We start from the raw sequence: 24,484 nt of genomic DNA, 5'->3' as shown, positions 1-24,484 counted from the left end.
TTATCCTCTACTACCCAGACTATTTGTATCGGGATTTAACTCCTTAACCGCCTCTTTGACCGCTTTATTAGTTGGCTTGCGATATGCTTCCGCTTGTTGAACGGGGACAATCTCATTCACCATTCTTTCATATCCTTTTTGCTCTAACAAGTGCACTTCTTTTTCACCTGTTTCTTTTTGTTTTCTTGTTTTCATAAGGCTTTTCATTTTAAAATTCTTATTTATAAAACAGCAAACATCGAAAGATAGTTCATACTCACAGATAATTTATGTACGGGGCAACCACCCCCAATATACCATTATGAGCTTGTTCACTCCGGTACAGTTATGAACAATTTAATATTCTTTCTCTATAATAGGCACAATTCTTCCATCCCCTTCACTCTTCCTCTGTATCACCGATTAACAGGGAGTTTGCAGGTGAAGAGCCGTTCTTTCACCTTCTTTTCATCGTGAACAAAATCAAATAGCCGCTTACCCTGATTACATCATTGAGCAAGATTAGTCAAGCTATTTCGTTATTAGTTTCAACCCCATTTGAAACTAAAAGTTTCACGCCTTGAAACAAAGTGTTTCTCCTAATGAAACAAAGTGTTTCACACCGAGAAACGAAGTGTTTCAAGGATTGAAACTATTTTTGAAACCTAATCGCTTACAGGTGAAGAGGTGGTGAAGTTGTTGCCCTTCACCCGCAAACTCCCTATTCATCGAAGAGACAGAGAAAAGGTGAAAGAGGAGATGAAAAGATGAATTACGATGTCCGATGATACTTCTAATCTCTGACAAGAAAAAAAAGTGCGGTCGCAAAGTGATGAGATTCAAGGTATTGAGAAATAATAGGTAAAAAACATTCGTTTAGCTATTGTTAATTAAAAAATACTCCCTATCTTTGCACCGCTTTTGAAAAGAACAACCCTTCAAAAAAGTAGCGGGGTGTAGCGCAGTCCGGTTAGCGCACCTGCTTTGGGAGCAGGGGGTCGTGGGTTCGAATCCCGCTACCCCGACTACAAAAAAGAGGGTTATTAAGTTCAAAGTTTTTCGGGGTGTAGCGCAGTCCGGTTAGCGCACCTGCTTTGGGAGCAGGGGGTCGTGGGTTCGAATCCCGCTACCCCGACGAAGAAAATCAAGTCAAGATTCACAAAATAAAGCCAGTACAATTAGTATTGGCTTTTTTATTATATATAGGATAAGTGTAATTATCCCCGTTTGGGGGCAAATAAAAAGGGCAATTCTTTGAACTATCTTTGAACAGGTTTCTAGCATTATCCTCATTTTCTTATTTAATTTAGAGTAAAAATCTATTTTGTTAACTTTACTACCCTTTTATTTTGGCGTTATCAATGTTTTGCGTTAACTTTATAGCGGAAATACAAACATTGTTTATAGAGAAAACGATAACAAACAAAATACTTAAACACATGAAGAAAACTCTGCTGATGCTCGTTGTTATTTTCATTTCACTATATTCGCATTCACAAAGTCCCTTTCTGAATTTTAGAATTCCAGAAGAATCAAATAAGCGTATCATTGGATATTCTTCAAGTAATAAAATAAATGTTTTTTTGAATATAAAATATCAATCTTGTAATACTCTAATACAGTATTACAAACAGGATTCTAATAAATTGATTGTGTAACAAAAATAACGATATGATGAAAAAGTTTTTTTATTTGAGTGCGATACTAGCCATAGTTTTGGTTTCATGTAATTCAGAAAAGGAGTATATAGCAAAACTCTCTAATACCGCTTCTATGATTGAGAAAGAAGCTGATTTAAGTGAAGCAATAACTCTTCATTATTGTGATACTTGGAGAAAAGTAATTTACGATCATGAATACAATGGAGAATATTGCACTGATTTCAATGAAGCCTTAGCGAAGCATCAGGAGTTTATTATCACAACAGATACCTATAAGAGACTAAAACAAAAGAGAGATTCAATCGAGGCTATAATGCCACAACTAAATGATTATCCTTCCAGTTGTAAAGATGCTTATAATGAGTTAGTATCAATATATGCAGATACAGATGAATTATTCAGATTCGCAGATGAGCCTAGGGGCTCTTTATCTACATACTCAACAAAAACAACAGACCTTTATCAAAAGATAGAAAAGTCACTGAAAGAATTTAAAATAAAGCATATACAAAACAAATAATTTAAAAGAGTAGTATAGTTATTGTAGCAGCTTATTGAATTTAAGACTATCAAAAGACAAAATAATAATTTCACTTCAAGAGCAACTTCAGAAAGTACTGCTAGAAAATAGTGTTCAAAAGCTAGAAATTACTCTTTTGAATTATGAGTTAGAAAGGAATAGAACGAAGATCTCAAAATAGCGTTTTTGAACTAGCTTTGAAATAGTGACGGTATATGACAGCGATACCGTCACTATCGCAAGCATATACCGTCACTATCTTTACCGGATAGCGTCACCCTTTTACATGTTCAAATAATAATCCCGGGTTAGCGTCATATATTCCTCACTATATTGATGACGAGCCAGTTCTGTCAATAGTTCTTCTACAATGCACTCTTGATTGGAAAAAGAAAAAGTAATCAAAACACGTTTCGGAATACCGCCGGGTTTAGTGATTACATTCAGTTGACGGACTGCATATAATTTCTTTATAGAAGCTATCTTTTTTACCCGTTCAGCTACATCTGCCGGAATCACCACTGTAAAAAATCCGTTTTCTGTCAATAATCCGCTTACTCCTTCCAACAAATCTTCATAGCTCAAAGAATTATTGTGACGCGCCGCGGTTCTCTGACGATCCGGACATTCCAGCGAATCGACAAAATAAGGAGGATTAGAAACAATTACGTCGAATTTATCCGAAGACCTGTATTTCCTAAAATCAGCCTGCACCACCTCTACCCGCTCCTTCCAGGGCGAACGAATAACATTTTCCCTGGCTTGCCCGACAGCCGCTTCATCTATTTCCAACGCTACAATATTTGCATCCGGCAAACTGCGTTGCGCCAACATTAAAGCTACCAACCCTGTTCCCGTCCCAATGTCCAAAATCCGGTGCGCACTTTCAACGGAAGTCCAAGCTCCCAGAAGCACCCCATCCGTACCGACTTTCATGGCACATTTATCATGCCATACCGTAAATTGCTTAAATTGAAAATAAGGATTCGACATTTTATCCGTTTATCTTAAAGCCGTTTTATACTATTATTTTATTGCAAATCGCCAAAAATAAATAATAATTATGGAATACTCCCTTTACAAGCCGATATTTTGGCATTGTTTTTGTGTTTTTATTCTACGCAGTGCTTTATTATTAGAGAGAATCAATTAACTTTGCAAACGATTTATGCATATCAGTATGGCATAAACTAAATTAAAACGAAAAGATGAAAGAAAGATATTTATTGGAAGATGGAGGCGATAACAGCTTCTCGCTAATCACAGACTATGATGGGAACGATGAACAAGCATTTGATGTAAATGTGAAATCTGGTGAAATTCTTCCGGTACTCCCCTTACGTAATATGGTATTGTTTCCTGGAGTATTCCTGCCGATCACGGTAGGCCGTAAGTCTTCACTGAAACTCGTACGAGATGCTGACAAGAAACATAAAGATATTGCAGTAGTATGCCAGAGATCGGCACATACAGAAGATCCGAAACTGGAAGATTTACACAATATCGGTACCGTAGGACGAATTGTGCGGATATTGGAAATGCCCGATCAGACAACAACTGTCATTCTTCAGGGAATGAAACGTTTAAGTCTGACTAGCATCATCGAAACTCATCCGTACCTGAAAGGTGAAATAGAACTTTTGGAGGAAGATGTCCCTGGCAAAGATGATAAAGAGTTTCAAGCCCTGGTGGAAACTTGCAAGGACTTGACAATGAGATACATCAAATCATCAGATGTGATGCATCAGGATTCGTCGTTTGCTATTAAAAATATCAACAACTCAATGTTCCTGGTCAATTTCATCTGCTCAAACCTGCCGTTCAAGAAAGATGAGAAGATGGACTTGTTGAGCATCAACTCATTGCGTGAACGCACTTATCACTTACTGGAAATTCTGAACCGTGAAGTGCAGTTGGCAGAAATCAAGGCATCCATCCAAATGCGTGCCCGCGAAGATATCGACCAGCAACAACGCGAATACTTCCTGCAACAGCAGATCAAGACCATCCAGGATGAACTGGGTGGCGGCGGTCAGGAGCAGGAAATAGAGGAAATGCGCCAGAAGGCAGAAAGAATGCGCTGGAATTTAGAAGTCAGAGACACGTTCATGAAAGAACTTGCCAAACTGGAACGCACTCATCCGCAATCTCCGGATTACAGCGTACAGCTCAACTATCTGCAAACGATGCTCAATCTCCCATGGGGTACTTATACAACTGACAATCTGAACCTTAAAAACGCAGAAAAGACGTTGAACAAAGATCATTACGGACTGGAGAAAGTAAAAGAACGTATTTTAGAACATCTAGCCGTATTGAAGCTGAAAGGTGATATGAAATCACCGATTATCTGTTTGTATGGCCCTCCGGGAGTGGGTAAAACATCTCTTGGAAAATCCATCGCATCTGCGCTCAAACGGAAATATGTACGTATGTCTTTAGGCGGTGTGCATGACGAAGCAGAGATTCGCGGTCATCGTAAGACTTATATTGGCGCTATGCCGGGACGAATCATCAAGAGCTTGATAAAAGCCGGTGCTTCTAATCCTGTTTTCATCTTGGATGAAATAGACAAGGTCAGTGCTGACCGTCAGGGGGACCCTTCTTCTGCATTACTGGAAGTGCTCGACCCGGAACAGAATACATCTTTCCATGATAACTTCCTGGATGTAGACTATGACCTCTCCAAGGTATTGTTTATTGCAACAGCCAATAACCTGAATACAATCCCCGGCCCGTTGCTCGACCGTATGGAATTGATTGAGGTAAGCGGATATATCACAGAAGAAAAAGTAGAGATTGCCCGCAAGCATCTGCTCCCCAAAGAATTGGAAGCCAACGGACTTAAAAAGACAGATATTAAACTTCCCAAAGATACACTGGAAGCCATAATCGAGTCATATACCCGTGAAAGCGGTGTTCGTGAGCTGGAAAAGAAGATCGGTAAGATTCTTCGCAAATCAGCCCGTCAATATGCTACGGACGGTTATTTCGCCAAGACGGAAATCAAACCGACAGATTTGTATGATTTCCTTGGAGCACCGGAATATACACGCGACAAGTATCAGGGAAATGATTACGCAGGTGTAGTCACCGGATTGGCATGGACAGCTGTCGGAGGCGAAATCTTATTTGTAGAAACCAGTTTAAGCCGGGGCAAGGGCGGACGTCTTACATTGACCGGTAACCTGGGAGATGTGATGAAAGAATCTGCTATGCTGGCACTTGAATATATCAAGGCGCATGCTTCTGTCCTTAGTCTGAATGAAGAGATTTTTGATAACTGGAATATCCATATCCACGTTCCTGAAGGGGCTATTCCGAAAGATGGTCCGTCAGCAGGTATCACGATGGCCACTTCACTGGCTTCTGCCCTGACTCAAAGAAAAGTGAAAGCCAACATTGCCATGACGGGAGAAATCACTCTTCGCGGCAAAGTGCTTCCTGTGGGTGGCATCAAGGAGAAGATATTGGCAGCCAAACGTGCCGGAATCAAGGAAATCATCATGAGTGCCGAGAACAAAAAGAACATAGATGAAATTCAAGATATTTATTTGAAAGGACTGACTTTCCACTATGTAAACGATATAAAAGAGGTATTCGCTATTGCATTGACTAACGAGAAAGTAGCGGATCCTATTGATTTATCTGTTAAGAAACCCAGCCAGGAATGACATTTGAGTTACAATATACAGACACTAAAAGTAATGCCCGTGCCGGTCTGATAACAACAGACCACGGGCAGATACAAACACCTATCTTCATGCCGGTGGGCACACTGGGCACTGTGAAGGGAGTACATCTGACCGAATTGAAAGAAGATATCCAGGCACAGATTATTCTGGGTAATACCTATCACCTCTATTTGCGTCCGGGACTGGATGTGATCGAGAAAGCAGGCGGGCTGCACCGTTTCAACGGTTTCGACCGCCCCATGCTGACTGACAGCGGTGGTTTTCAGGTATTTTCATTAGCCGGAATCAGAAAACTGCGTGAAGAAGGAGCCGAATTTCGTTCGCATATCGACGGAAGCAAGCACATCTTCACTCCGGAGAAGGTGATGGACATAGAACGTACCATCGGTGCGGATATTATGATGGCTTTTGACGAATGTCCTCCGGGCGACTCGGATTACGAGTATGCCAAAAAGTCATTAGGATTAACCCACAGATGGCTCGACCGTTGTATACAACGTTTTAACGAGACAGAACCTAAATACGGTTATAATCAGTCTCTCTTCCCCATCGTGCAGGGATGTGTTTATCCCGACCTGCGCAAGCAATCTGCAGAGTTTGTAGCGTCCAAAGGTGCTGACGGGAATGCCATCGGTGGTTTGGCGGTAGGCGAACCGGTAGACAAGATGTACGAAATGATCGAGATTGTCAATGAAATACTCCCCAAAGACAAACCCCGTTACCTTATGGGTGTCGGAACTCCTGTCAACATTCTTGAAGGAATAGAACGCGGCGTGGATATGTTCGACTGCGTTATGCCTACAAGAAACGGACGAAATGGCATGTTGTTCACCAAAGATGGCATTATCAATATGCGGAACAAGAAATGGGAAACGGACTTCTCTCCTATCGAAGCCGACGGAGCCTCTTGCGTGGATACATTATACAGCAAGGCTTATTTGCGCCATCTTTTCCATGCGCAAGAGCTACTGGCTATGCAAATCGCTTCCATACATAATCTGGCATTCTATCTGTGGCTGGCAGGGGAAGCAAGAAAGCACATTATCGCCGGAGATTTCTCGACCTGGAAACCGATGATGGTCAAAAGAGTATCAACTAGATTATAAGAAATGAAAAGCAATCGATTTATAAAACGGCTGGACTGGTATATCATCAAGAAGTTCTTGGGGACATACGTATTTGCTATTGCACTAATCATTTCTATTGCAGTGGTATTTGACTTCAACGAAAAGATGGACAAACTAATGGAGCATGAAGCTCCATGGGATAAAATTATCTTTGAATACTACATGAACTTTATCCCCTATTTCTCCAATCTGTTCAGTCCGTTGTTCGTATTCATTGCTGTTATTTTCTTTACCTCCAAACTGGCAGAAAACTCCGAAATTATTGCGATGTTCTCCACCGGTATGAGCTTTAAGAGGATGATGCGCCCTTACATGATTTCTGCCGCTATCATCGCCCTCGTCACTTTCACACTAAGTTCGTATGTGATTCCGAAAGGAAGTGTTACGCGTCTGAATTTTGAAGACCGGTATATCAAACCAAAGAAACAAAACTCGGTAAGCAATGTGCAGCTGGAAGTGGATAGCGGAGTGATTGCATATATCGACAACTATAACAACGCAATGAAAACCGGTAACCGCTTTTCATTGGACAAATTTGTGGATAAAAAGCTGGTTTCACATTTGACTGCACGACGGATTACCTACGATACCACCACCGTTCATAAATGGACGATCCACGATTATATGGTACGCGAACTGGATGGTTTAAAGGAAAAGATCACTAAGGGAGACCGGATAGACTCTATCATCAACATGGAACCTTCTGACTTTCTTATCATGAAAAACCAGCAGGAAATGCTGACCAGTCCCGAGTTAAGCGATTATATCGCCAAACAGAAACGAAGAGGATTTGCCAACATCAAGGAGTTTGAGATTGAATATCACAAACGAATCGCTATGTCGTTCGCCTCTTTCATCCTTACTATCATCGGTGTATCGCTTTCGTCCCGAAAAACGAAAGGCGGTATGGGGCTTCATCTGGGTATCGGATTAGGATTAAGTTTCTCTTATATCCTGTTCCAGACGATTACTTCCACCTTTGCCGTGAACGGAAATGTGCCGCCTGCCGTTGCAGTCTGGATTCCTAATATCCTTTATGCGGGTATCGCATTCTTCTTGTACCAGAAGGCACCTAAATAAAAGGTAGGCAAGCCTTCCGCAGTCTTCACGGATTCTATCCATAGATTGCCCTAAGGTTTTGGATGCACCGGATAAACGAAGAGTATAAAAGTAGAAGTTCCGCCTATTCTTGCTAATGCAAGTGTAGGCGGAACTTTTTTGTTGTATCCATTTCCTCTTTTGTCTATTCTCCATTATTTTCACCTGACGGTGATTTGGAAAATCCCTCTTTCTCCTTACATTCTTAAAATCGTTAACCGACTTCTTTTACATAAGCAGAAAGATCTGCAGCAGAGATGTTTTTGGCTATAATTACACCATTTCCATCCAATAAATAGTTAGTAAATCCCCGGTTTAAACGGTACTTCTTAAATAAACCGGAATCCTCGCCTTCTGTTTCCACGAAACAAGTGGGCGTAACTATTTGATCCTTACGAACGGTTTCCTTAAATATTGACTGATATTCGTCAAATGAAATAGAAACCATTTCCACATTATGAGAAGAACGAAGCGCATTGCTCAAACTTACATTTTGCATCCGGGACTGCGCGTCATAACTTGCCCAAAAACTTAGCAACACATATTTACCTTTCAAATTTCCCAATTTAAAGGCGGGTTGCCCGTTTGACGTAGATTCGATTTTAAAATCAGGGGCTACGTCACCCTCACTCAAACCTCCGGTAGGTTTGTCTTTCTCAACGAAAGCGGTCAAGGAACAAATCAGTAATACAACAAAAATCCATTTTACATGCTTCATGTAATTCGGTTTTAGTTAATACTATCCGGGACTGTCCTTAAACAGTGGTTTCTTCCCGAAACGTTGTCTTTTCAGGCATCAGGCGAAGAGGAATCCGCTGATTATCAGAGCCTTTATTTTTGAAACCGGGTGCAAAGGTAAGTAAATATTAAATTAACTTCCAAGCAAATAAGCAAAAATCTTACTTTTGGGGTATAACTTTTTATGTTATTTAGCATAAAAACGAACTTTTTTCTCTACTTTTGCAGCGTTAAAGTCTATTTTTTATGCAACCATCAAATACTGAATTGATTCTGATTCGAGTTACCGGCGAAGATCGCCCGGGACTGACTGCTTCCGTGACCGAAATCCTTGCCAAATATGATGCCACGATTCTTGATATCGGCCAGGCAGATATTCATAATACATTATCGCTGGGTATCCTGTTCAAGAGTGAAGAAAGACATTCCGGATTCATTATGAAGGAACTGTTGTTCAAGGCTTCTTCTCTGGGAGTGACCATCCGGTTTGAACCTATCACCACCGAGCAATATGAAAACTGGGTAGGTATGCAAGGGAAAAACCGTTATATCCTGACGGTTCTGGGACGCAAGCTTTCCGCCCGACAGATTTCTGCCGCTACAAGCATATTGGCCGAGCAGGGCATGAATATTGATGCTATCAAACGTCTGACAGGTCGTATCCCGTTGGATGAATGTCAGGCAGATGCACGCACCAGGGCTTGCATCGAATTTTCAGTGAGAGGTACTCCGAAAGATCGCATTGCGATGCAGGAGAAGCTGATGAAGTTGGCCAGCGAACTGGAAATGGACTTTTCTTTCCAACAGGATAATATGTACCGTCGTATGCGCCGTCTGATCTGTTTTGATATGGACTCTACATTAATCGAAACAGAGGTGATTGACGAACTGGCTATCCGTGCCGGTGTAGGCGACGAAGTAAAGGCCATCACAGAAAGCGCCATGCGTGGAGAAATAGACTTTACAGAGAGCTTTACCCGCCGTGTAGCACTATTGAAAGGGCTGGACGAATCGGTCATGCAGGAAATAGCCGAGAGTTTGCCTATCACAGAGGGCGTAGAACGGCTGATGTATGTATTGAAGAAGTACGGTTACAAAATCGCCATCCTTTCGGGAGGATTCACTTATTTCGGTCAATACCTGCAAAAGAAATACGGTATAGATTACGTCTATGCCAACGAACTGGAAATTATTGACGGCAAACTGACCGGACGTTACCTGGGAGATGTAGTAGACGGAAAACGGAAAGCCGAACTGCTCCGCCTCATTGCACAAGTGGAAAAGGTGGATATTGCACAGACCATCGCCGTAGGAGACGGAGCTAACGACCTCCCTATGCTAGGGGTTGCCGGACTGGGAATTGCTTTCCACGCAAAGCCTAAAGTGGTGGCAAATGCCAAGCAATCGATCAACACCATCGGACTGGATGGAGTGCTCTATTTCCTCGGATTCAAAGATTCTTACTTGAATATGTAATTAGACCAAAAAATAGATTATCTTTGCTGACAAATTAAATAAAAGAATGAAGTTTTCCGAACTACAATTAAATGCAAATGTGCTTGAGGCGCTTGATGCCATGCGATTTGACGAATGTACGCCTATACAGGAGCAGGCAATTCCAATCATACTTGAGGGTAAAGATTTGATCGCAGTAGCACAGACAGGAACAGGTAAAACGGCCGCGTTTCTACTGCCTGTATTGAATAAATTATCTGAAGGTAAACATCCGGAAGATGCGATTAATTGTGTCATCATGTCTCCTACCCGGGAATTGGCCCAACAGATCGACCAGCAAATGGAAGGGTTTTCCTATTTCATGCCGGTATCGAGTGTTGCCGTATACGGTGGAAATGATGGAATATTGTTCGAACAACAGAAAAAAGGACTCACTTTAGGAGCTGATGTTGTTATTGCTACTCCCGGACGTCTGATCGCCCATTTAAGCCTTGGATATGTAGATCTTTCCAAGGTTTCTTATTTTATTCTGGATGAAGCAGACCGGATGCTCGACATGGGATTCTATGAAGATATCATGCAAATTGCGAAATATCTGCCGAAGGAACGACAGACAATCATGTTTTCTGCAACAATGCCTGCAAAGATTCAGCAATTGGCAAACACAATCTTAAATAATCCGTCAGAGATAAAGCTCGCAGTTTCCAAACCTGCAGAAAAGATTATTCAGGCAGCATACGTTTGCTACGAAAATCAAAAGCTGGGAATCATACGCAGTCTTTTTATGGATGAAGTTCCGGAACGTGTGATTGTCTTTGCATCTTCTAAAATCAAGGTCAAGGAAGTAGCCAAGGCTTTGAAATCCATGAAACTGAACGTAGGGGAAATGCATTCGGATCTGGAACAGGCTCAACGGGAAACTGTTATGCATGAGTTTAAAGCCGGACGAATCAATATATTGGTAGCTACGGACATCGTTGCACGTGGTATAGATATCGATGATATCCGCCTGGTTATCAACTTCGACGTGCCTCACGACAGCGAAGACTATGTACACCGTATCGGACGTACAGCACGTGCCAACAATGATGGTGTAGCACTTACGTTCATCAGCGAGAAAGAACAAAGTAACTTCAAAAGTATTGAGAACTTCCTGGAAAAAGAGATTTATAAAATTCCTATTCCTGAAGAATTGGGAGAAGCTCCGGAATACAAACCGCGTTCTTTTAGCAAGGGCAAGGGTGGCAACTACAAAAGAAAAGATTTCCGGGGAAAAAGGAATAATAATAACGGAGGAAAGAGAAATAACCGTCCGTCTCCCCCCAGACAAAATTAAAGCAAGGCTTTTTTAATCCGGCACTATACGATCTGAATGTATGGTGCTTTTTTATTTGGATGAAGTGATAGTCAAATCTCCTTTAAAACTTACTTCCATATTTACAATGCTATATATGGAAGTTTCCGGAATGGCCAGGACAGCTTGATAATGAAAACCGTTCCGGTCTACTTTCATAAACTTTGTATCTGACAGGATGGATTGCTCCAGAAAATCGACAGGAAGTACTTTGTCAAACATCTGTTTGGTAACATCGCTGGCAAACAGGCTCTTTTTACCTTCATACACACAAATGTGCATCACATTATCATAGTATACATTATCCATGCTAATCCCGTCTTCGGAATAAGTCGTCTTGATGACTCTCATTTTAGAAGGATTAATATATACGTATGCGCGATAGCGAGTGCCATTATAGGTCACTACACTATCGCGTTTGGTTACTTCCGTATATGCCGGAATGACTAATTCCTGACGGACAAAATAGATTGAATCATTGGCATCTTCGGATTTATGCAACTTAATTACATCATCCGTTATGGAATGAAACCAGAATATATGTTCTGCCTGCTTATCAATCTTGTAATAAGTAGTATCATTTCCATAAGTATAAAGAGTATCCCGTATTATTTTAAATGCAATGGGAGTACTTTGTACATCTGCATAGTAGATAGTATCTCCTTCTACACGCATCAACGGGCTCTCCGTTTCATCGTCCAGCCAAATTCCCTGCAGTAGTCCTTTTGCACTAAGATCCTCTTTCTCTTGTTGAAGAGAATGGGGACTCTTATTGCCGCTACATGCCGCGAAAAAGATTGCCATTAACGATACAGCCACATTTTTCATCATCTATTTTAGTTTTTATATAAAGATACTCTTATTTTTTTATTTACCAATACAGTGATAAATAAATCCGAGTTCTTCCATCTCTTTTTTATCATATATATTACGTCCGTCCAACACAATCTGCCGGGACATCGTTTTCTTGATAACGGCCCATGAAGGCAGACGGAATTCTTTCCATTCGGTAACCAACATCAACACATCAGCATCCAGTACGGCATCATACATATCGCAAGCATAATAGATAGTATCACCAATCCTGCGCTTACATTCTTGCACGGCAGCCGGATCGTATGCGCGTACTTTACAACCTGCTTTCAGCAATTTATCGATCAGGACTAATGCCGGAGCCTCACGCATATCATCCGTTTCCGGTTTAAATGCCAATCCCCACAAAGCAACAGTCTTACCCTGCAAATCACCATTAAACTGTTTCATTAACTTTTCGAACAAGACGCTTTTTTGGTTCTCATTCACTTCTTCCACAGCCGTAAGTACCCGCATGGTATAACCATTCTGTTCTGCTGTTTTAATCAATGCCTTCACATCTTTGGGGAAGCAGGAACCACCATATCCGATACCCGGGTACAGAAACTTACGTCCGATACGAGTATCCGAACCTATCCCACTACGCACCATATTCACATCCGCACCAACAATCTCGCACAAGTTTGCAATATCATTCATAAAGCTTATACGGGTTGCCAGCATCGAATTTGCCGCATATTTAGTCATTTCCGCAGACGGAATATCCATGAAAATCACACGGAAATTATTCAATAAGAATGGTTTATATAGTTTGGACATCAATTTCTCCGCACGTGCCGACTCCACTCCCACTACCACGCGGTCCGGGCTCATAAAGTCACTGATAGCATTTCCTTCTTTAAGGAATTCCGGATTAGAAGCCACATCAAAATCAACCGTCACGCCTCTCTTATCCAGTTCTTCCTGAATAACCGCACGAACCTTACTGGCAGTGCCTACCGGAACGGTACTTTTGGTAACTACCAATTTATACTGTTTCATATTGCGACCAATGGTACGGGCCACCTCCAATACGTATTTCAAATCAGCGCTGCCATCTTCATCCGGAGGAGTTCCAACTGCACTGAATATAACTTCCACTTCATCCAGACAACTTTCCAATGAGGTAGTAAACTTCAATCGCTTTGCTTTCATATTACGGAGTACCATCTCTTCCAATCCATTTTCATAAATTGGAATGTTCCCCTTTTGCAAAGATTCGATTTTCTCTTTGTTCGTGTCTACGCACGTTACATTCACGCCAATTTCGGCAAAACATGTGCCTGACACCAGGCCCACATACCCTGTTCCCACGATTGCAATTTTCATACTTAATCTATTGTTTGTTTAGAAATTCATTCAAAATAAACGGCGTCCTTGAAAGCAGTTCCCTCTCTGTCTTTCGCAGATAATAACATTTGCGACTCTGCCAACGGCCAGTCGATCCCCAATGCTTCGTCATTATATAAAATAGAGGCTTCTGCCTGCGGAGCATACTTGTTATCTACCTTATATGTAAAAACAGCTTCTTCACTCAAGACAGCAAAGCCATGAGCAAAACCACGGGGAATAAAAAATTGTCTCTTGTTTTCTTCACTAAGCAATACACAAACATGCTTTCCAAACGTAGGCGATGATTTACGCAAATCAACGGCAACGTCGAGCACTTCTCCTTTAAGAACACGAACCAGTTTCGCCTGACTATGTTCTCCTTTTTGATAGTGCAATCCACGCAATACACCAAAAGATGATTTCGACTCGTTGTCCTGTATAAAGTTTACGGGACCAATATTGGCTTCAAACTCTTCTTTCTTATAGGCTTCCATAAAATAGCCCCGTTCATCGGAGAAAACTCTAGGCTCGATCAGCCATACTCCGTCTATTTCTGTCTGTATATAGTTCATTATTGATAGTGATAAATAAAACGATGCAAAAGTAGTGAATTTTTCGAAGTTTTCTGGGATATATTCAATTTATCTCTTAATTTTGCAGACATGATTGAATTGGCACAACATATAGAGACTTTACTACTGGAAAACGACTGCGTCATTGTTCCGGGATTTGGTGGTTTTGTAGCACATTATTCGCCCGCAACCCGCGTAAAGGAAGAAAATATATTTTTACCTCCTACCCGTACAATCGGTTTTAATCCTCAATTAAAACTGAATGACGGCGTACTGGTGCAATCTTATATGTCAGCATACGACACAAGTTTTGCTGACGCCAGCCGTATAGTAGAAAAAGAAGTAAACGAATTTATCGGTCTCCTTCATGAGGAAGGGAAAGCCCATCTGGATAATATAGGTGAGATTCATTATAACATTTATGGTAACTACGAGTTCGTTCCTTATGATTATAAGATAACAACTCCTTCATTGTATGGTCTCGACTCTTTTGAAATACATGAACTTTCGGCTCTGCAGCAGAAAGAAAAAGTATTGGTACCGACTTATCAGGAAAAGGAAAAGAAGACTTTTGAAATTAGTATCAACCGCGCGTATCTCCGCAATGCTGCAGCAATGATTGCTGCCATCGTACTGTTCTTTGCCTTTTCAACTCCGGTAGAGAATACCGACGTTCAAAAGAACAATTATGCACAGTTATTGCCCAGCGAGCTTTTTGAGCAAATAGAAAAGCAATCGGTTGCAGTAACTCCTGTTTATGTTAAGAACGATGTTGCGCAACAAGCAAAGAAGCTTTCTGCTTCTTCTGCTTCAACCAAAACTTCATCTGCTAAAAAGCATACAACGGATAAAGCCAAGACTTCCAAACCGATCGCAGTAAGAGAAGTGAAAGTGGTAAAACAGGAAACAGCGACTCCTGCTCCTGCGGTGAAATCTCAAGAAAGTGCAAATCATCCTTTTCATATCATTGTGGCAGGAGGAATCAGCCTAAAAGATGCAGAAGTTATTGCGAACCAATTAAAATCAAAAGGATTTGCAGATGCAAAAGCTCTGAACACTGATGGTAAAGTACGTGTCAGTATCGATTCATTCAACAACCGTGATGAAGCGACCAAGCAATTACTTGAGCTAAGAAAAAACGAAACTTATAAGAATGCCTGGTTACTGGCTAAATAAAAACCCCTTTTAAAAAGCATGAAACGAGTTCTTTGTCCTAAATGTGAGAATTATCTTTATTTTGATGAAACCAAGTATAGCGAAGGCCAATCACTGGTATTTGAATGCGAACATTGTGGCAAGCAATTCAGTATCCGGTTAGGAAAAAGTAAAGTTAAGGCTCTTAGAAAAGAAGAAAACCTGGAAGAAGAAGCTGAATCTCATAAAGAAGAATTCGGATATATCACTGTTATCGAAAATGTATTTGGTTTTAAACAGTTACTTCCCTTGCAGGAAGGTGACAATGTCATAGGCCGCCGTTGTGTAGGAACAAACATTAATACTCCCATTGAAAGTGGTGATATGAGCATGGATCGACGCCATTGCATCATCAATATAAAGCGTAATAAGCAAGGAAAGCTAGTCTACACATTACGAGATGCTCCTAGTCTCACAGGTACTTTCCTTATGAATGAAATTCTGGGAGATAAAGACCGTGTACGCATTGAAGATGGCGCTATTGTGACAATTGGAGCTACTACATTTATTTTGCATACGGCTGAACAAGAATAATAAATAATCTGATAATAAAAAATAGCGCCACTGTTCTCTGAACAAGTGGCGCTATTTTTTTATTTAGTCTTCTAATTACAGAATACCTTTAACGGTCTCAAGCATTCCTTTTTCCTGGATAGAATCCAAATCAGCTTTTACGGCTTCTGTCAATCCCGGAATCTTATTCAAATCTTCTCCCCAGATAAAATCTGCAGCCAGAACACCTTCGGCAACTTTCTTTGTGCAACCTGTTGCCCAAAGTTCTTTCAGCAGGTTCATGATTTCAGGAGCATCATTCGGAACAATTTCAGCACCATCAGCACGTACACCACCTTTATAATAAGTAATGATAGCGGCTAAACCAAGTACCAGTCCTTTAGGAAGTTCACCTTTACGTTCCAGATAAGTCTTCAATCCCGGCAAATCACGAGTTTCGTATTTAGGGAAAGAATTCAGCATGATGCTGGTTACTGCATGATCCACGAACGGATTGTTGAAGCGTTCCAATACATCATTTGCAAATTTCTCCAACTCATCCTTCGGCAAGTTCAAAGTTTCCATCAGTTCGTCAAACATTACCTTGTGGATATATTTGCCAATCACTTCGTGCTGGCAAGCATCACGTACAATATTCACTCCCGAGAGATAGGCAACCGGAGAAAGAACAGTATGCGGGCCATTCAACAAAGTAACCTTACGTTCGTGATAAGGAGCTTCTGACGGTACAAACAATACATTCAAGCCTGCCTTGTCAGCCGGGAACTCTTTTGCAACTTCCTGCGGAGCTTCAATAACCCACAAATGGAAAACTTCAGCCTGAACAACCAGATTATCATCATATTGCAGTTTTTCTTTGATAGCAGCAATATCCTTGCGCGGGAATCCCGGAACAATACGGTCTACCAATGTTGCATATACACCACAAGCTTCTTCAAACCAAGTTTTAAACTCATTACCCAGGTTCCACAATTCAATATATTGATAAATTGTTTCTTTCAACTTATGACCATTCAGGAAAATAAGCTCGCAAGGGAAAATAATCAAACCTTTTGTCTTATCACCATTGAATGTTTTAAAACGATGATAGAGTAATTGAGTCAGCTTACCCGGATAAGATGAAGCAGGAGCATCCTCAAGTTTACAAGCCGGATCAAAAGCAATACCAGCCTCTGTAGTGTTTGAAATAACAAAACGCATTTCAGGTTGCTCTGCCAACTTCATAAACTCGTCATTTTGAGTATATGGGTTTAAAGCGCGGCTGATTACATCAATCATTGTCAAGCTGTTAACAGCCTCTCCTTTATCCAATCCTTGAAGGTTTACATGATAAAGATCATCCTGTGCATTCAGCATATCGACCATACCTTTATCAATCGGTTGAACCACTACTACACTGCTGTTGAAATCAGCTTTCTGGTTCATGTTATAAATAATCCAATCTACAAATGCACGCAAAAAGTTACCTTCGCCAAATTGGATAATACGCTCCGGACGTTGTGTTTTAGGAGCAGTTTCTTTGTTTAATGCTTTCATGTTAGTTGTAATTTATAAAGTTGATATTATACAAATTCAAAATAAAAATCAATGTTTTCCTTTATCAGGATATCAATAGGCATGTATTTTACAGGTTCAACAGACTTCTTAAACACGACATGATCGCACAAAGCCTTCACCCCACAATATCCTTGCAAACCCGGACGTTGCCCGATTAAATAATGCACATCACCGGATTTTAATAAATCTACGTTTGCTTTCAGAAGGTCATATCCTATCAGTCCTTTCATGCTACGTCCCGCATGACGAAGATACTCTCCCAACTGATACACTCTGGAATTAAATACAACTCCCAGTAAAGCCTTCGGATGCGCCTGAAAAAACTCATCCAATGTCTGTTGGTTACTTTCCTGATCGGATTTATTAAGTACTACCTCATGGATTACCAAGTTATTATATTCTTCGGCAATGTAACTCATAAAACCATCCAAACGGCGTTGCATCTGTATTTCAGCCGGATTATCTTTATTGTTACTTAAAAACAAAACCAACTCCTGGCCTTCTCCTGCCGAATAATTGCGCATCAATATTTTCGCTGCGATATATCCGCTCTTATATGAATCCTGCCCGATATACGTCAACGCTTTCGCTTCTTCCATATTGAAATCGACAAAAGCATAAGCAATCTTATTTTCCTGTAAATAGGCTGTCAGCGCCAGTGTCTCTTCCCGAAAATTCGGAGAAATCAATACCGCATCCACATTCTTTTCTTTTATAGAAAGGCAGGCTTCCTGATAACTCTTCTCATCCCCATGGTGATAGCACAAATAATCTATACTCACATTAAAAGGACGTAATTCTTGCCGGACACGCTCAATCCCCCCTACTACCGAATGCCAATAATCATGCTCTATATAATAAGGTATCAAACAGAGGAAAGAATATTTCTTTTTAGCAGCCAAACCGATAGCAAACACATTGGGCTGATAATGAATCTCATCCAACACCTTTTGTACTTTGGCTTTGCTTTTGGGAGACACGTCACCGCGATTGTGCAACACCCTGTCAACCGTTCCGGCGGAAACACCGGCCATACGGGCAATGTCTTTAATGGTATAGTTCTGGTCCTCCATAGTGCTAAAACTTAAATATTATAAATAATCGCTGCAAATATACGAATTATTTTGTTACTCCAAGTAAATTTTCTATTTTTGTGTTCGATAACGGTTAATAAAACTAAAACAAGATTTACGCCTATTAGCTTTAAAATCAATACTATATAGGTATAAATATAGAAAGTAATAATTTTATATACTTAAAACACAGTAATAATGAAGAACTTCATGGACGAAAACTTCTTGCTGCAAACAGAAACTGCGCAAAAGTTGTATCACGAGCATGCGGCTAAAATGCCGATCATCGACTATCACTGTCACCTTATCCCTCAAATGGTAGCTGACGACTACAAGTTTAAATCACTGACTGAAATCTGGTTGGGCGGTGACCACTACAAATGGCGTGCAATGCGTACAAACGGTGTAGACGAACGTTTCTGTACGGGAAAAGATACCACAGACTGGGAAAAATTTGAAAAATGGGCGGAAACAGTACCTTACACTTTCCGCAACCCATTGTACCACTGGACTCACCTTGAACTGAAAACGGCATTTGGTATCAATAAAATATTGAATCCACAAACCGCACGTGAAATTTACGATGAATGTAACGAGAAACTGTCTCAACCCGAATATTCAGCTCGTGGAATGATGCGTCGTTATCATGTAGAAGCCGTTTGCACAACGGATGATCCTATCGATTCATTGGAATATCATATCAAAACACGCGAAAGCGGATTTGAAATCAAGATGTTACCAACATGGCGTCCTGATAAGGCTATGGCTGTAGAAGTCCCTGCAGATTTCCGCAGTTATGTAGAAAAACTGGCAGAGGTAAGTGGTGTTATCATCTCCAACTTTGATGATATGATCGCTGCTTTACGCAAACGTCATGACTTCTTCGCAGAACAAGGCTGCCGTCTGTCTGACCATGGTATTGAAGAATTCTACGCAGAAGATTATACAGATGCTGAAATCAAAGCCATCTTTAATAAGGTATATGGTGGCGCAGAATTGACCAAGGAAGAAATTCTGAAATTCAAATCGGCAATGCTTGTGATCTTCGGTGAAATGGACTGGGAAAAAGGATGGACTCAACAATTCCATTACGGCGCTATTCGTAACAATAACACGAAGATGTTTAAATTACTGGGTGCTGATACAGGTTTCGATTCTATCGGTGAATTTACAACCGCCAAAGCAATGGCTAAATTCCTTGATCGCCTGAACACTAATGGCAAATTGACTAAAACAATCCTCTACAACTTGAACCCATGCGCCAACGAAGTAATTGCAACAATGCTGGGTAACTTCCAGGATGGTTCTATCCCGGGAAAAATCCAATTTGGTTCCGGATGGTGGTTCCTCGATCAAAAGGATGGTATGGAAAAACAAATGAATGCTTTGTCAGTACTCGGTCTTTTGAGCCGCTTCGTAGGTATGTTGACCGACTCTCGTTCATTCCTATCCTACCCGCGTCATGAATATTTCCGCCGTACATTGTGTAACCTGGTAGGACGTGACGTAGAAAACGGAGAAATTCCGGTATCTGAAATGGAGCGTGTAAACCAAATGATTGAAGATATCAGCTACAACAATGCCAAGAACTTCTTCAAGTTCTAATAGATAGTAGTTACACTATAAAAAAACCGCTACCAAAGTCGAATATAGCTTTGAGTAGCGGTATTTTTTATTCCTACAGCTGAACAGTAACACCCCAAAAAGCTCTTAACAAAAAAGGAGAACCTTTTAAGTTCTCCTTTTAATAATCTTTGTACACCCTCAGGGACTCGAACCCTGGACCCATTGATTAAGAGTCAATTGCTCTACCAGCTGAGCTAAGAGTGCAACATTTTATTTTTATTGCAACGTCGAATTTGTACACCCTCAGGGATTCGAACCCTGGACCCACTGATTAAGAGTCAGTTGCTCTACCAACTGAGCTAAGAGTGCTTAATTCCTCGTTTGCGGTTGCAAAAGTAGGTCTTTTATTTTATTTGACCAAACAATCATGCAGCTTTTTTACTATCTTTTTTCGTCTTTATTCGAACACATAAAGCTCGGAAGGCGTATTTCGCTTTAAAGCAAGTAGTTGCACATCTTTGCCTACAATAACACCTTTGTTCTTTAATTTCCATTCCACCGTTTTATAAGCCAGCTCCGGGTGATTATTGTCTTTACTTAAATGGCATAACCAGATATATCGCAAATGTTCAGTAATATTTTCCGCCAGAAACTCTGCAGTATCAGAGTTACTCATGTGTCCGGTTTTACTTGCAATCCGTTCTTTCAGATATTGAGGATAAGGCCCCATTTTGAGCATTTCCTCATCGTAGTTGGCTTCAAGTATCAGATAATGGGCTTTACTGATATAATGAGCAGCTGTAGGAGTAATCTCTCCAAGGTCGGTTAAGAAAGAAAAGACTTTGCCATCAATTTCAATGCAATACCCCACATTGTCCGTTCCATCGTGTGGCACTTCAAAAGATTCGATGTGAAAATCTTCCAGCGTCATAGGCTCTTGCTTTTCCAGATAACGAACTGACGAGCTAAGTTTCTCCGTCATACAATAGCTACGATTAATTCCAGCATGAATACGTGCGGTTGTATAAACAGGAATATTCATTTTTTCTCCCAGATTACCCACTGCTTTAATATGGTCAGCATGATCGTGCGTTATAAATACCGCACGAATACTATCCATCAAGATATTATAATCTTTCAGTGATTTTTTGATAGTACGTATGCCGATTCCGGCATCTATCAGTATCCCATAGGTTTCAGTGCCCAGATAATAACAGTTCCCGCTACTGCCACTCGCCAGGCTTATAAATTTTACTTTCATGTTTTATCCTCTTTATTAAAATGCAAAATGCCGTCAACTTTTACAGCAAAGTGACGGCAAATATACATAAAAAAGCAGAGAATTACCGAGAAGCCTCCTTCTTTTTGTCGATGGATTCGGTGATTTTTGCAAATAATAGTAGCGCTACAGCGGCAATCAGGCCTATAGCAGCAAAGTAATACCATATATAATGGGCATTTCCACTAGCTGCCTCCCATGCTTCCCGCGTCTCGAACAAAGCCGGATCCGGACAATATTTAGTGAGCAAAATTCCCGCCAGACCAAAACCGAAAATAGAAGAAAGGAATGAATGTAAATGACTGAATCCTAAATACATTCCTTCTTCTCCTTTCGGAGCCTGTAAAGAGAAATATTCCAGATAACGCGGTGAAATGAAACATTCGGCAAGCGCCTGCACAACTATACCCGCAATCATCATCAGAGTAATATTGCTCATACCTGTAATAAGATCATTACCCAACAAATTTCCACATGCCATCAGTAATGCCGAAATAGGAATCAAAAACATTCCCACATTCATCGAAGTAATCGCACTGCGTTTGGCCATCAAACGGGTGATAAAACTAACGCAGCAAACCACCACAAACGGATTCACGTTGGCAATCCAACCCGGTTTTGCCGTCTCTCCAGCCATACGAATCACATATTTAGGCATAGTGGCATAAAGCTGCTGTTGCACCATCCAGAAACCTGTAACAATCAAAATAAGAATCAATAAACGCCAGTTTGTGATGATTCGCATAAATCCCTGTCCAATCTCATGGAGACTTTTTCCTTCACCTGCCGTATGCGTCGATTTATAAAGAAGAATAACAGCAAGTAAAGCAACTATTGTCATCGCACCGGAGAAATAATTAATATAGATATACGCTTGTTCACCAATGACATTACGCAAAGGATCGATAATCGTTTTACCGGTGAAAGCACCCACATTTACCATCATATAAAATATGGAATAACCACGGGCACGGGTTGCTTCCGTTGTTTCTTTAGCCACAGAAGCGGAGATAATGGACTTAATGAAAGAACCTCCCACCATAAGTACAAACAAAACCGGCACGATGATCCACCGGGTATAGCTATCAGGCAAACCATTAAATTGAGTAGTGGCACCATAACTAACCAAACCGGCAGCTTCCAGTAAAGTGGGCAGTACACCCAACCCTAAATATCCGATGGATAATAAGGAAAATGCTATAATCATTGATTTCCGGAAACCGATCTTGTCAGCATAAGCACCGGAAAAAATAGGAAGCAGATACAATCCACCGGAAAAAAGCCCGGAAATCATACTTGCTTCGAAATCATTAAAACCTAAAATGGAAGATAGATAAATAGTGAGAACGATAAAAACGGCATAATATGCCATACGCTCAAACAGTTCGACTGTGTTGCTGACCCAAAATGCTCTCGTAAAGCCTTTAGCAGCACGCTGAGGGGAATTGTTCATGTATTTATATTTTTATTAAAATGTTAATTTGAGACAAAGATACGTTTTTTTGGCTTACTGTCCGTATCTTTGTTCCAAATTAGGTAATTAAAAACTATGATTATAGCTGTTGATTTTGACGGAACGATTGTAGAACATCGTTATCCACGCATTGGTGAAGAGATTCCATTCGCTGTTGACACATTGAAGTTATTGCAACAAGAAAAGCATCGTTTAATACTGTGGAGTGTGCGTGAAGGAGCACTTCTGGACGAAGCTGTCGAATGGTGTAAATCCAGAGGTTTAGAATTTTATGCCGTTAATAAGGATTATCCTGAAGAGCAGAAAGGCCATCAGGGATTCTCTCGAAAGTTGAAAGCCGACATGTTCATTGACGATCGAAATCTGGGTGGTTTACCAGACTGGGGAGTCATTTACGAAATGATTAAAGAGAAAAAGACGTTTGCAGATATCTATAGCCAAAACGGAGAAGAAGAAAAAACATCCCTGAAAAAGAAGAAAAGATGGCTGCCTTTTTAGGAAGCTGATAAATATCAAACTAATAAAATAGAAATGCACTCTTATCTGACATGATTAGAGTGCATTTCTATATTCATAAATGATTTATCATTCAACATTGAATCACAATTTACTACGCTTCTTTATTTTCCCACTTTTCCCTAAACTCCCATAATTGCTCAATAGTAGGATGAAAAGTCGGATTCTCCCAGTTTCTGGAAATCATTGCAATCAAAGATTCCAAATACGATTTACCATCAATAATGGTAGTACATTTATTGACCTGATATCTTTCTGTAGGATAATTCTTTGTCTCAATCATCTTTTTTGCCCAGTTCAATAATTCCTGAACAGCTTCATTGTCATAAGTATGTTGTGCCATATCTTTAGAATTTTCCGCAAAGATACAAAGTTTATTTATTCATAAATAAAGTTGTTCGTTTCTTTTTACTATAAAGATTCCATTTTAAATTTATACCTTTACGTCCAATATACTCAATTAGACTAACTAATAGAAACAATAATTATGAAGAAAATTTTCATTTTAGTATGTTCATGTGCTCTTTTGGCAGCATGCAACAATAGCGCGAAAACAAACAAGAGTGCCGGTGCAGACAGTACTTCAATCGAAGTAACCGATATCCATAATGCGGAAAATTCACTTGATTACGAAGGAACTTATAAAGGAGTTTTCCCCGCTGCCGATTGTCCGGGTATTGAAACAACCCTGACATTAAATCCGGACAAAACATTCAGCCTCCATTCCGTATATATCGATAGAGACAGCTCATTTGACGAAAAAGGTACATATACTTTAAAAGACAACCTGTTGACTCTTAATGAAGAAGGCGGAGAACTTTCTTATTATAAAGTAGAAGAAAATCATTTACGCAAACTAACAATGGATAAACAAGAAATAACCGGAGAACTTGCAGACCATTATGTTTTAAATAAGGAATAAGGTCCAA

The 24,484-nt window shown here is 40.4% G+C and carries 22 protein-coding genes and 4 tRNA genes; 13 read left to right on the top strand and 13 right to left on the bottom strand.

Translation table 11 applies throughout. The annotated features are described in order from the left end of the window. Positions 1-195, bottom strand: coding sequence for a hypothetical protein (locus tag AB5217_RS01970; protein WP_004303066.1), 195 nt, complete (start codon positions 193-195; stop codon positions 1-3). 734 nt (positions 196-929) lie between these two features. Between AB5217_RS01970 and AB5217_RS01965 the strand changes: the two genes are divergently transcribed. From AB5217_RS01965 to AB5217_RS01955, 3 genes are all read left to right on the top strand, one after another. After that, a tRNA-Pro gene (locus AB5217_RS01965) sits at positions 930-1,004 on the top strand. A 35-nt stretch (positions 1,005-1,039) separates the two neighbouring features. Continuing rightward, a tRNA-Pro gene (locus AB5217_RS01960) sits at positions 1,040-1,114 on the top strand. A gap of 536 nt (positions 1,115-1,650) precedes the next feature. Continuing rightward, a complete protein-coding gene (locus AB5217_RS01955) occupies positions 1,651-2,160 on the top strand; it encodes a hypothetical protein (RefSeq protein WP_004295913.1) in 510 nt (169 codons plus the stop codon). 282 nt (positions 2,161-2,442) lie between these two features. On the opposite strand, the gene AB5217_RS01950 is transcribed toward AB5217_RS01955, so the two are convergent. Then, the gene (locus AB5217_RS01950) at positions 2,443-3,153 is read right to left on the bottom strand and encodes a tRNA1(Val) (adenine(37)-N6)-methyltransferase (RefSeq protein ID WP_004295912.1); all 711 of its coding nucleotides are present in this window, start codon (positions 3,151-3,153) and stop codon (positions 2,443-2,445) included. A 215-nt stretch (positions 3,154-3,368) separates the two neighbouring features. Here AB5217_RS01950 and lon point away from each other — a divergent pair, with 215 nt between their 5' ends. Genes lon through AB5217_RS01935 form a run of 3 tightly spaced genes read left to right on the top strand, consistent with a single transcriptional unit; the run spans position 3,369 to position 8,062 of the window. Continuing rightward, entirely contained in the window at positions 3,369-5,834 is a 2,466-nt protein-coding gene (gene lon, locus AB5217_RS01945) for an endopeptidase La (RefSeq protein WP_004295911.1), read from the top strand. Next, positions 5,831-6,961, top strand: coding sequence for a tRNA guanosine(34) transglycosylase Tgt (gene tgt, locus AB5217_RS01940; protein WP_004295910.1), 1,131 nt, complete (start codon positions 5,831-5,833; stop codon positions 6,959-6,961). Before lon ends, tgt begins: the two co-directional genes overlap by 4 nt. A 3-nt stretch (positions 6,962-6,964) precedes the next feature. Beyond that, positions 6,965-8,062 carry an LptF/LptG family permease gene (locus AB5217_RS01935; RefSeq protein ID WP_004295909.1) on the top strand — a complete coding sequence of 366 codons (1,098 nt, stop codon included), beginning with the start codon at positions 6,965-6,967 and terminating at the stop codon, positions 8,060-8,062. 232 nt (positions 8,063-8,294) lie between these two features. Here AB5217_RS01935 and AB5217_RS01930 read toward each other — a convergent pair whose 3' ends face one another. Next, a complete protein-coding gene (locus AB5217_RS01930) occupies positions 8,295-8,798 on the bottom strand; it encodes a thioredoxin-like domain-containing protein (RefSeq protein WP_004295908.1) in 504 nt (167 codons plus the stop codon). Positions 8,799-9,064: 266 nt separating this feature from the next. On the opposite strand from AB5217_RS01930, the gene serB reads away from it, so the two are divergent. Then, the gene (serB, locus tag AB5217_RS01925) at positions 9,065-10,294 is read left to right on the top strand and encodes a phosphoserine phosphatase SerB (RefSeq protein ID WP_004295907.1); all 1,230 of its coding nucleotides are present in this window, start codon (positions 9,065-9,067) and stop codon (positions 10,292-10,294) included. Between the two features lie 46 nt (positions 10,295-10,340). Beyond that, positions 10,341-11,609 carry a DEAD/DEAH box helicase gene (locus AB5217_RS01920; RefSeq protein ID WP_004295906.1) on the top strand — a complete coding sequence of 423 codons (1,269 nt, stop codon included), beginning with the start codon at positions 10,341-10,343 and terminating at the stop codon, positions 11,607-11,609. Positions 11,610-11,660: 51 nt separating this feature from the next. On the opposite strand, the gene AB5217_RS01915 is transcribed toward AB5217_RS01920, so the two are convergent. Genes AB5217_RS01915 through rfbC form a run of 3 tightly spaced genes read right to left on the bottom strand, consistent with a single transcriptional unit; the run spans position 11,661 to position 14,383 of the window. Beyond that, positions 11,661-12,458: a DUF4738 domain-containing protein gene (locus AB5217_RS01915; protein ID WP_004295905.1), complete on the bottom strand. Its 798-nt coding sequence runs from the start codon at positions 12,456-12,458 to the stop codon at positions 11,661-11,663. A 36-nt stretch (positions 12,459-12,494) separates the two neighbouring features. After that, positions 12,495-13,808: a UDP-glucose dehydrogenase family protein gene (locus tag AB5217_RS01910; protein ID WP_004295904.1), complete on the bottom strand. Its 1,314-nt coding sequence runs from the start codon at positions 13,806-13,808 to the stop codon at positions 12,495-12,497. Between the two features lie 26 nt (positions 13,809-13,834). After that, positions 13,835-14,383, bottom strand: a complete 549-nt coding sequence (rfbC, locus tag AB5217_RS01905; RefSeq protein WP_004295903.1) for a dTDP-4-dehydrorhamnose 3,5-epimerase — start codon at positions 14,381-14,383, stop codon at positions 13,835-13,837. 90 nt (positions 14,384-14,473) lie between these two features. On the opposite strand from rfbC, the gene AB5217_RS01900 reads away from it, so the two are divergent. Then, entirely contained in the window at positions 14,474-15,559 is a 1,086-nt protein-coding gene (locus AB5217_RS01900; protein ID WP_032843457.1) for an SPOR domain-containing protein, read from the top strand. Positions 15,560-15,577: 18 nt separating this feature from the next. Beyond that, positions 15,578-16,111, top strand: coding sequence for an FHA domain-containing protein (locus AB5217_RS01895; RefSeq protein ID WP_004295901.1), 534 nt, complete (start codon positions 15,578-15,580; stop codon positions 16,109-16,111). Between the two features lie 75 nt (positions 16,112-16,186). Here AB5217_RS01895 and AB5217_RS01890 read toward each other — a convergent pair whose 3' ends face one another. Then, positions 16,187-17,626, bottom strand: a complete 1,440-nt coding sequence (locus AB5217_RS01890) for a tagaturonate reductase (RefSeq protein WP_004295900.1) — start codon at positions 17,624-17,626, stop codon at positions 16,187-16,189. Between the two features lie 26 nt (positions 17,627-17,652). Further along, positions 17,653-18,720 (bottom strand): substrate-binding domain-containing protein, encoded by a 1,068-nt coding sequence (locus AB5217_RS01885; RefSeq protein WP_004295899.1) that lies wholly within the window; start codon positions 18,718-18,720, stop codon positions 17,653-17,655. 198 nt (positions 18,721-18,918) lie between these two features. On the opposite strand from AB5217_RS01885, the gene uxaC reads away from it, so the two are divergent. Continuing rightward, the gene (gene uxaC / locus AB5217_RS01880) at positions 18,919-20,325 is read left to right on the top strand and encodes a glucuronate isomerase (RefSeq protein WP_004295898.1); all 1,407 of its coding nucleotides are present in this window, start codon (positions 18,919-18,921) and stop codon (positions 20,323-20,325) included. 152 nt (positions 20,326-20,477) lie between these two features. Here uxaC and AB5217_RS01875 read toward each other — a convergent pair. The 4 genes from AB5217_RS01875 to AB5217_RS01860 all read right to left on the bottom strand — a co-directional run bounded on the left by AB5217_RS01875 (position 20,478) and on the right by AB5217_RS01860 (position 23,018). Continuing rightward, positions 20,478-20,550: transfer RNA gene (locus AB5217_RS01875), tRNA-Lys, on the bottom strand. A gap of 32 nt (positions 20,551-20,582) precedes the next feature. After that, positions 20,583-20,655, bottom strand: a tRNA-Lys gene (locus AB5217_RS01870). Positions 20,656-20,743: 88 nt separating this feature from the next. Further along, complete coding sequence (locus AB5217_RS01865) at positions 20,744-21,547, bottom strand: MBL fold metallo-hydrolase (protein WP_004295897.1); 804 nt, start codon at positions 21,545-21,547, stop codon at positions 20,744-20,746. 82 nt (positions 21,548-21,629) lie between these two features. Continuing rightward, complete coding sequence (locus tag AB5217_RS01860; protein WP_004295896.1) at positions 21,630-23,018, bottom strand: peptide MFS transporter; 1,389 nt, start codon at positions 23,016-23,018, stop codon at positions 21,630-21,632. A gap of 96 nt (positions 23,019-23,114) precedes the next feature. Between AB5217_RS01860 and AB5217_RS01855 the strand changes: the two genes are divergently transcribed. Further along, positions 23,115-23,537: a BT0820 family HAD-type phosphatase gene (locus AB5217_RS01855; protein ID WP_004325893.1), complete on the top strand. Its 423-nt coding sequence runs from the start codon at positions 23,115-23,117 to the stop codon at positions 23,535-23,537. Between the two features lie 112 nt (positions 23,538-23,649). Here AB5217_RS01855 and AB5217_RS01850 read toward each other — a convergent pair whose 3' ends face one another. Next, positions 23,650-23,898 carry a DUF6965 family protein gene (locus tag AB5217_RS01850; protein WP_004295894.1) on the bottom strand — a complete coding sequence of 83 codons (249 nt, stop codon included), beginning with the start codon at positions 23,896-23,898 and terminating at the stop codon, positions 23,650-23,652. Between the two features lie 144 nt (positions 23,899-24,042). Between AB5217_RS01850 and AB5217_RS01845 the strand changes: the two genes are divergently transcribed. After that, on the top strand, positions 24,043-24,477 hold the full coding sequence (locus tag AB5217_RS01845) for a copper resistance protein NlpE (protein WP_004295893.1): 435 nt from the start codon (positions 24,043-24,045) through the stop codon (positions 24,475-24,477). The last annotated feature ends 7 nt before the right edge of the window (positions 24,478-24,484 follow it).

Source organism: Bacteroides sp. MSSM.1001136sp1_RTP21357st2_D2_RTP21359_211015 (assembly GCF_040913205.1).
GTDB classification, from domain to species: Bacteria; Bacteroidota; Bacteroidia; order Bacteroidales; family Bacteroidaceae; genus Bacteroides; species Bacteroides ovatus.
This window is presented reverse-complemented; position numbering and strand designations above follow the sequence as displayed.

What these genes read in the sequence shown, in the direction of transcription:
- AB5217_RS01910 (WP_004295904.1), bottom strand. Translation starts at nt 13,808, where the DNA reads ATGAAAATTGCAATCGTGGGAACAGGGTATGTGGGCCTGGTGTCAGGC.
- uxaC (WP_004295898.1), top strand. Translation starts at nt 18,919, where the DNA reads ATGAAGAACTTCATGGACGAAAACTTCTTGCTGCAAACAGAAACTGCG.
- AB5217_RS01930 (WP_004295908.1), bottom strand. Translation starts at nt 8,798, where the DNA reads ATGAAGCATGTAAAATGGATTTTTGTTGTATTACTGATTTGTTCCTTG.
- AB5217_RS01950 (WP_004295912.1), bottom strand. Translation starts at nt 3,153, where the DNA reads ATGTCGAATCCTTATTTTCAATTTAAGCAATTTACGGTATGGCATGAT.
- rfbC (WP_004295903.1), bottom strand. Translation starts at nt 14,383, where the DNA reads ATGAACTATATACAGACAGAAATAGACGGAGTATGGCTGATCGAGCCT.
- AB5217_RS01855 (WP_004325893.1), top strand. Translation starts at nt 23,115, where the DNA reads ATGATTATAGCTGTTGATTTTGACGGAACGATTGTAGAACATCGTTAT.
- AB5217_RS01935 (WP_004295909.1), top strand. Translation starts at nt 6,965, where the DNA reads ATGAAAAGCAATCGATTTATAAAACGGCTGGACTGGTATATCATCAAG.
- AB5217_RS01970 (WP_004303066.1), bottom strand. Translation starts at nt 195, where the DNA reads ATGAAAACAAGAAAACAAAAAGAAACAGGTGAAAAAGAAGTGCACTTG.
- AB5217_RS01860 (WP_004295896.1), bottom strand. Translation starts at nt 23,018, where the DNA reads ATGAACAATTCCCCTCAGCGTGCTGCTAAAGGCTTTACGAGAGCATTT.
- AB5217_RS01885 (WP_004295899.1), bottom strand. Translation starts at nt 18,720, where the DNA reads ATGGAGGACCAGAACTATACCATTAAAGACATTGCCCGTATGGCCGGT.
- AB5217_RS01890 (WP_004295900.1), bottom strand. Translation starts at nt 17,626, where the DNA reads ATGAAAGCATTAAACAAAGAAACTGCTCCTAAAACACAACGTCCGGAG.
- AB5217_RS01865 (WP_004295897.1), bottom strand. Translation starts at nt 21,547, where the DNA reads ATGAAAGTAAAATTTATAAGCCTGGCGAGTGGCAGTAGCGGGAACTGT.
- AB5217_RS01955 (WP_004295913.1), top strand. Translation starts at nt 1,651, where the DNA reads ATGATGAAAAAGTTTTTTTATTTGAGTGCGATACTAGCCATAGTTTTG.
- AB5217_RS01915 (WP_004295905.1), bottom strand. Translation starts at nt 12,458, where the DNA reads ATGATGAAAAATGTGGCTGTATCGTTAATGGCAATCTTTTTCGCGGCA.
- AB5217_RS01850 (WP_004295894.1), bottom strand. Translation starts at nt 23,898, where the DNA reads ATGGCACAACATACTTATGACAATGAAGCTGTTCAGGAATTATTGAAC.
- serB (WP_004295907.1), top strand. Translation starts at nt 9,065, where the DNA reads ATGCAACCATCAAATACTGAATTGATTCTGATTCGAGTTACCGGCGAA.
- tgt (WP_004295910.1), top strand. Translation starts at nt 5,831, where the DNA reads ATGACATTTGAGTTACAATATACAGACACTAAAAGTAATGCCCGTGCC.
- lon (WP_004295911.1), top strand. Translation starts at nt 3,369, where the DNA reads ATGAAAGAAAGATATTTATTGGAAGATGGAGGCGATAACAGCTTCTCG.
- AB5217_RS01920 (WP_004295906.1), top strand. Translation starts at nt 10,341, where the DNA reads ATGAAGTTTTCCGAACTACAATTAAATGCAAATGTGCTTGAGGCGCTT.
- AB5217_RS01900 (WP_032843457.1), top strand. Translation starts at nt 14,474, where the DNA reads ATGATTGAATTGGCACAACATATAGAGACTTTACTACTGGAAAACGAC.
- AB5217_RS01845 (WP_004295893.1), top strand. Translation starts at nt 24,043, where the DNA reads ATGAAGAAAATTTTCATTTTAGTATGTTCATGTGCTCTTTTGGCAGCA.
- AB5217_RS01895 (WP_004295901.1), top strand. Translation starts at nt 15,578, where the DNA reads ATGAAACGAGTTCTTTGTCCTAAATGTGAGAATTATCTTTATTTTGAT.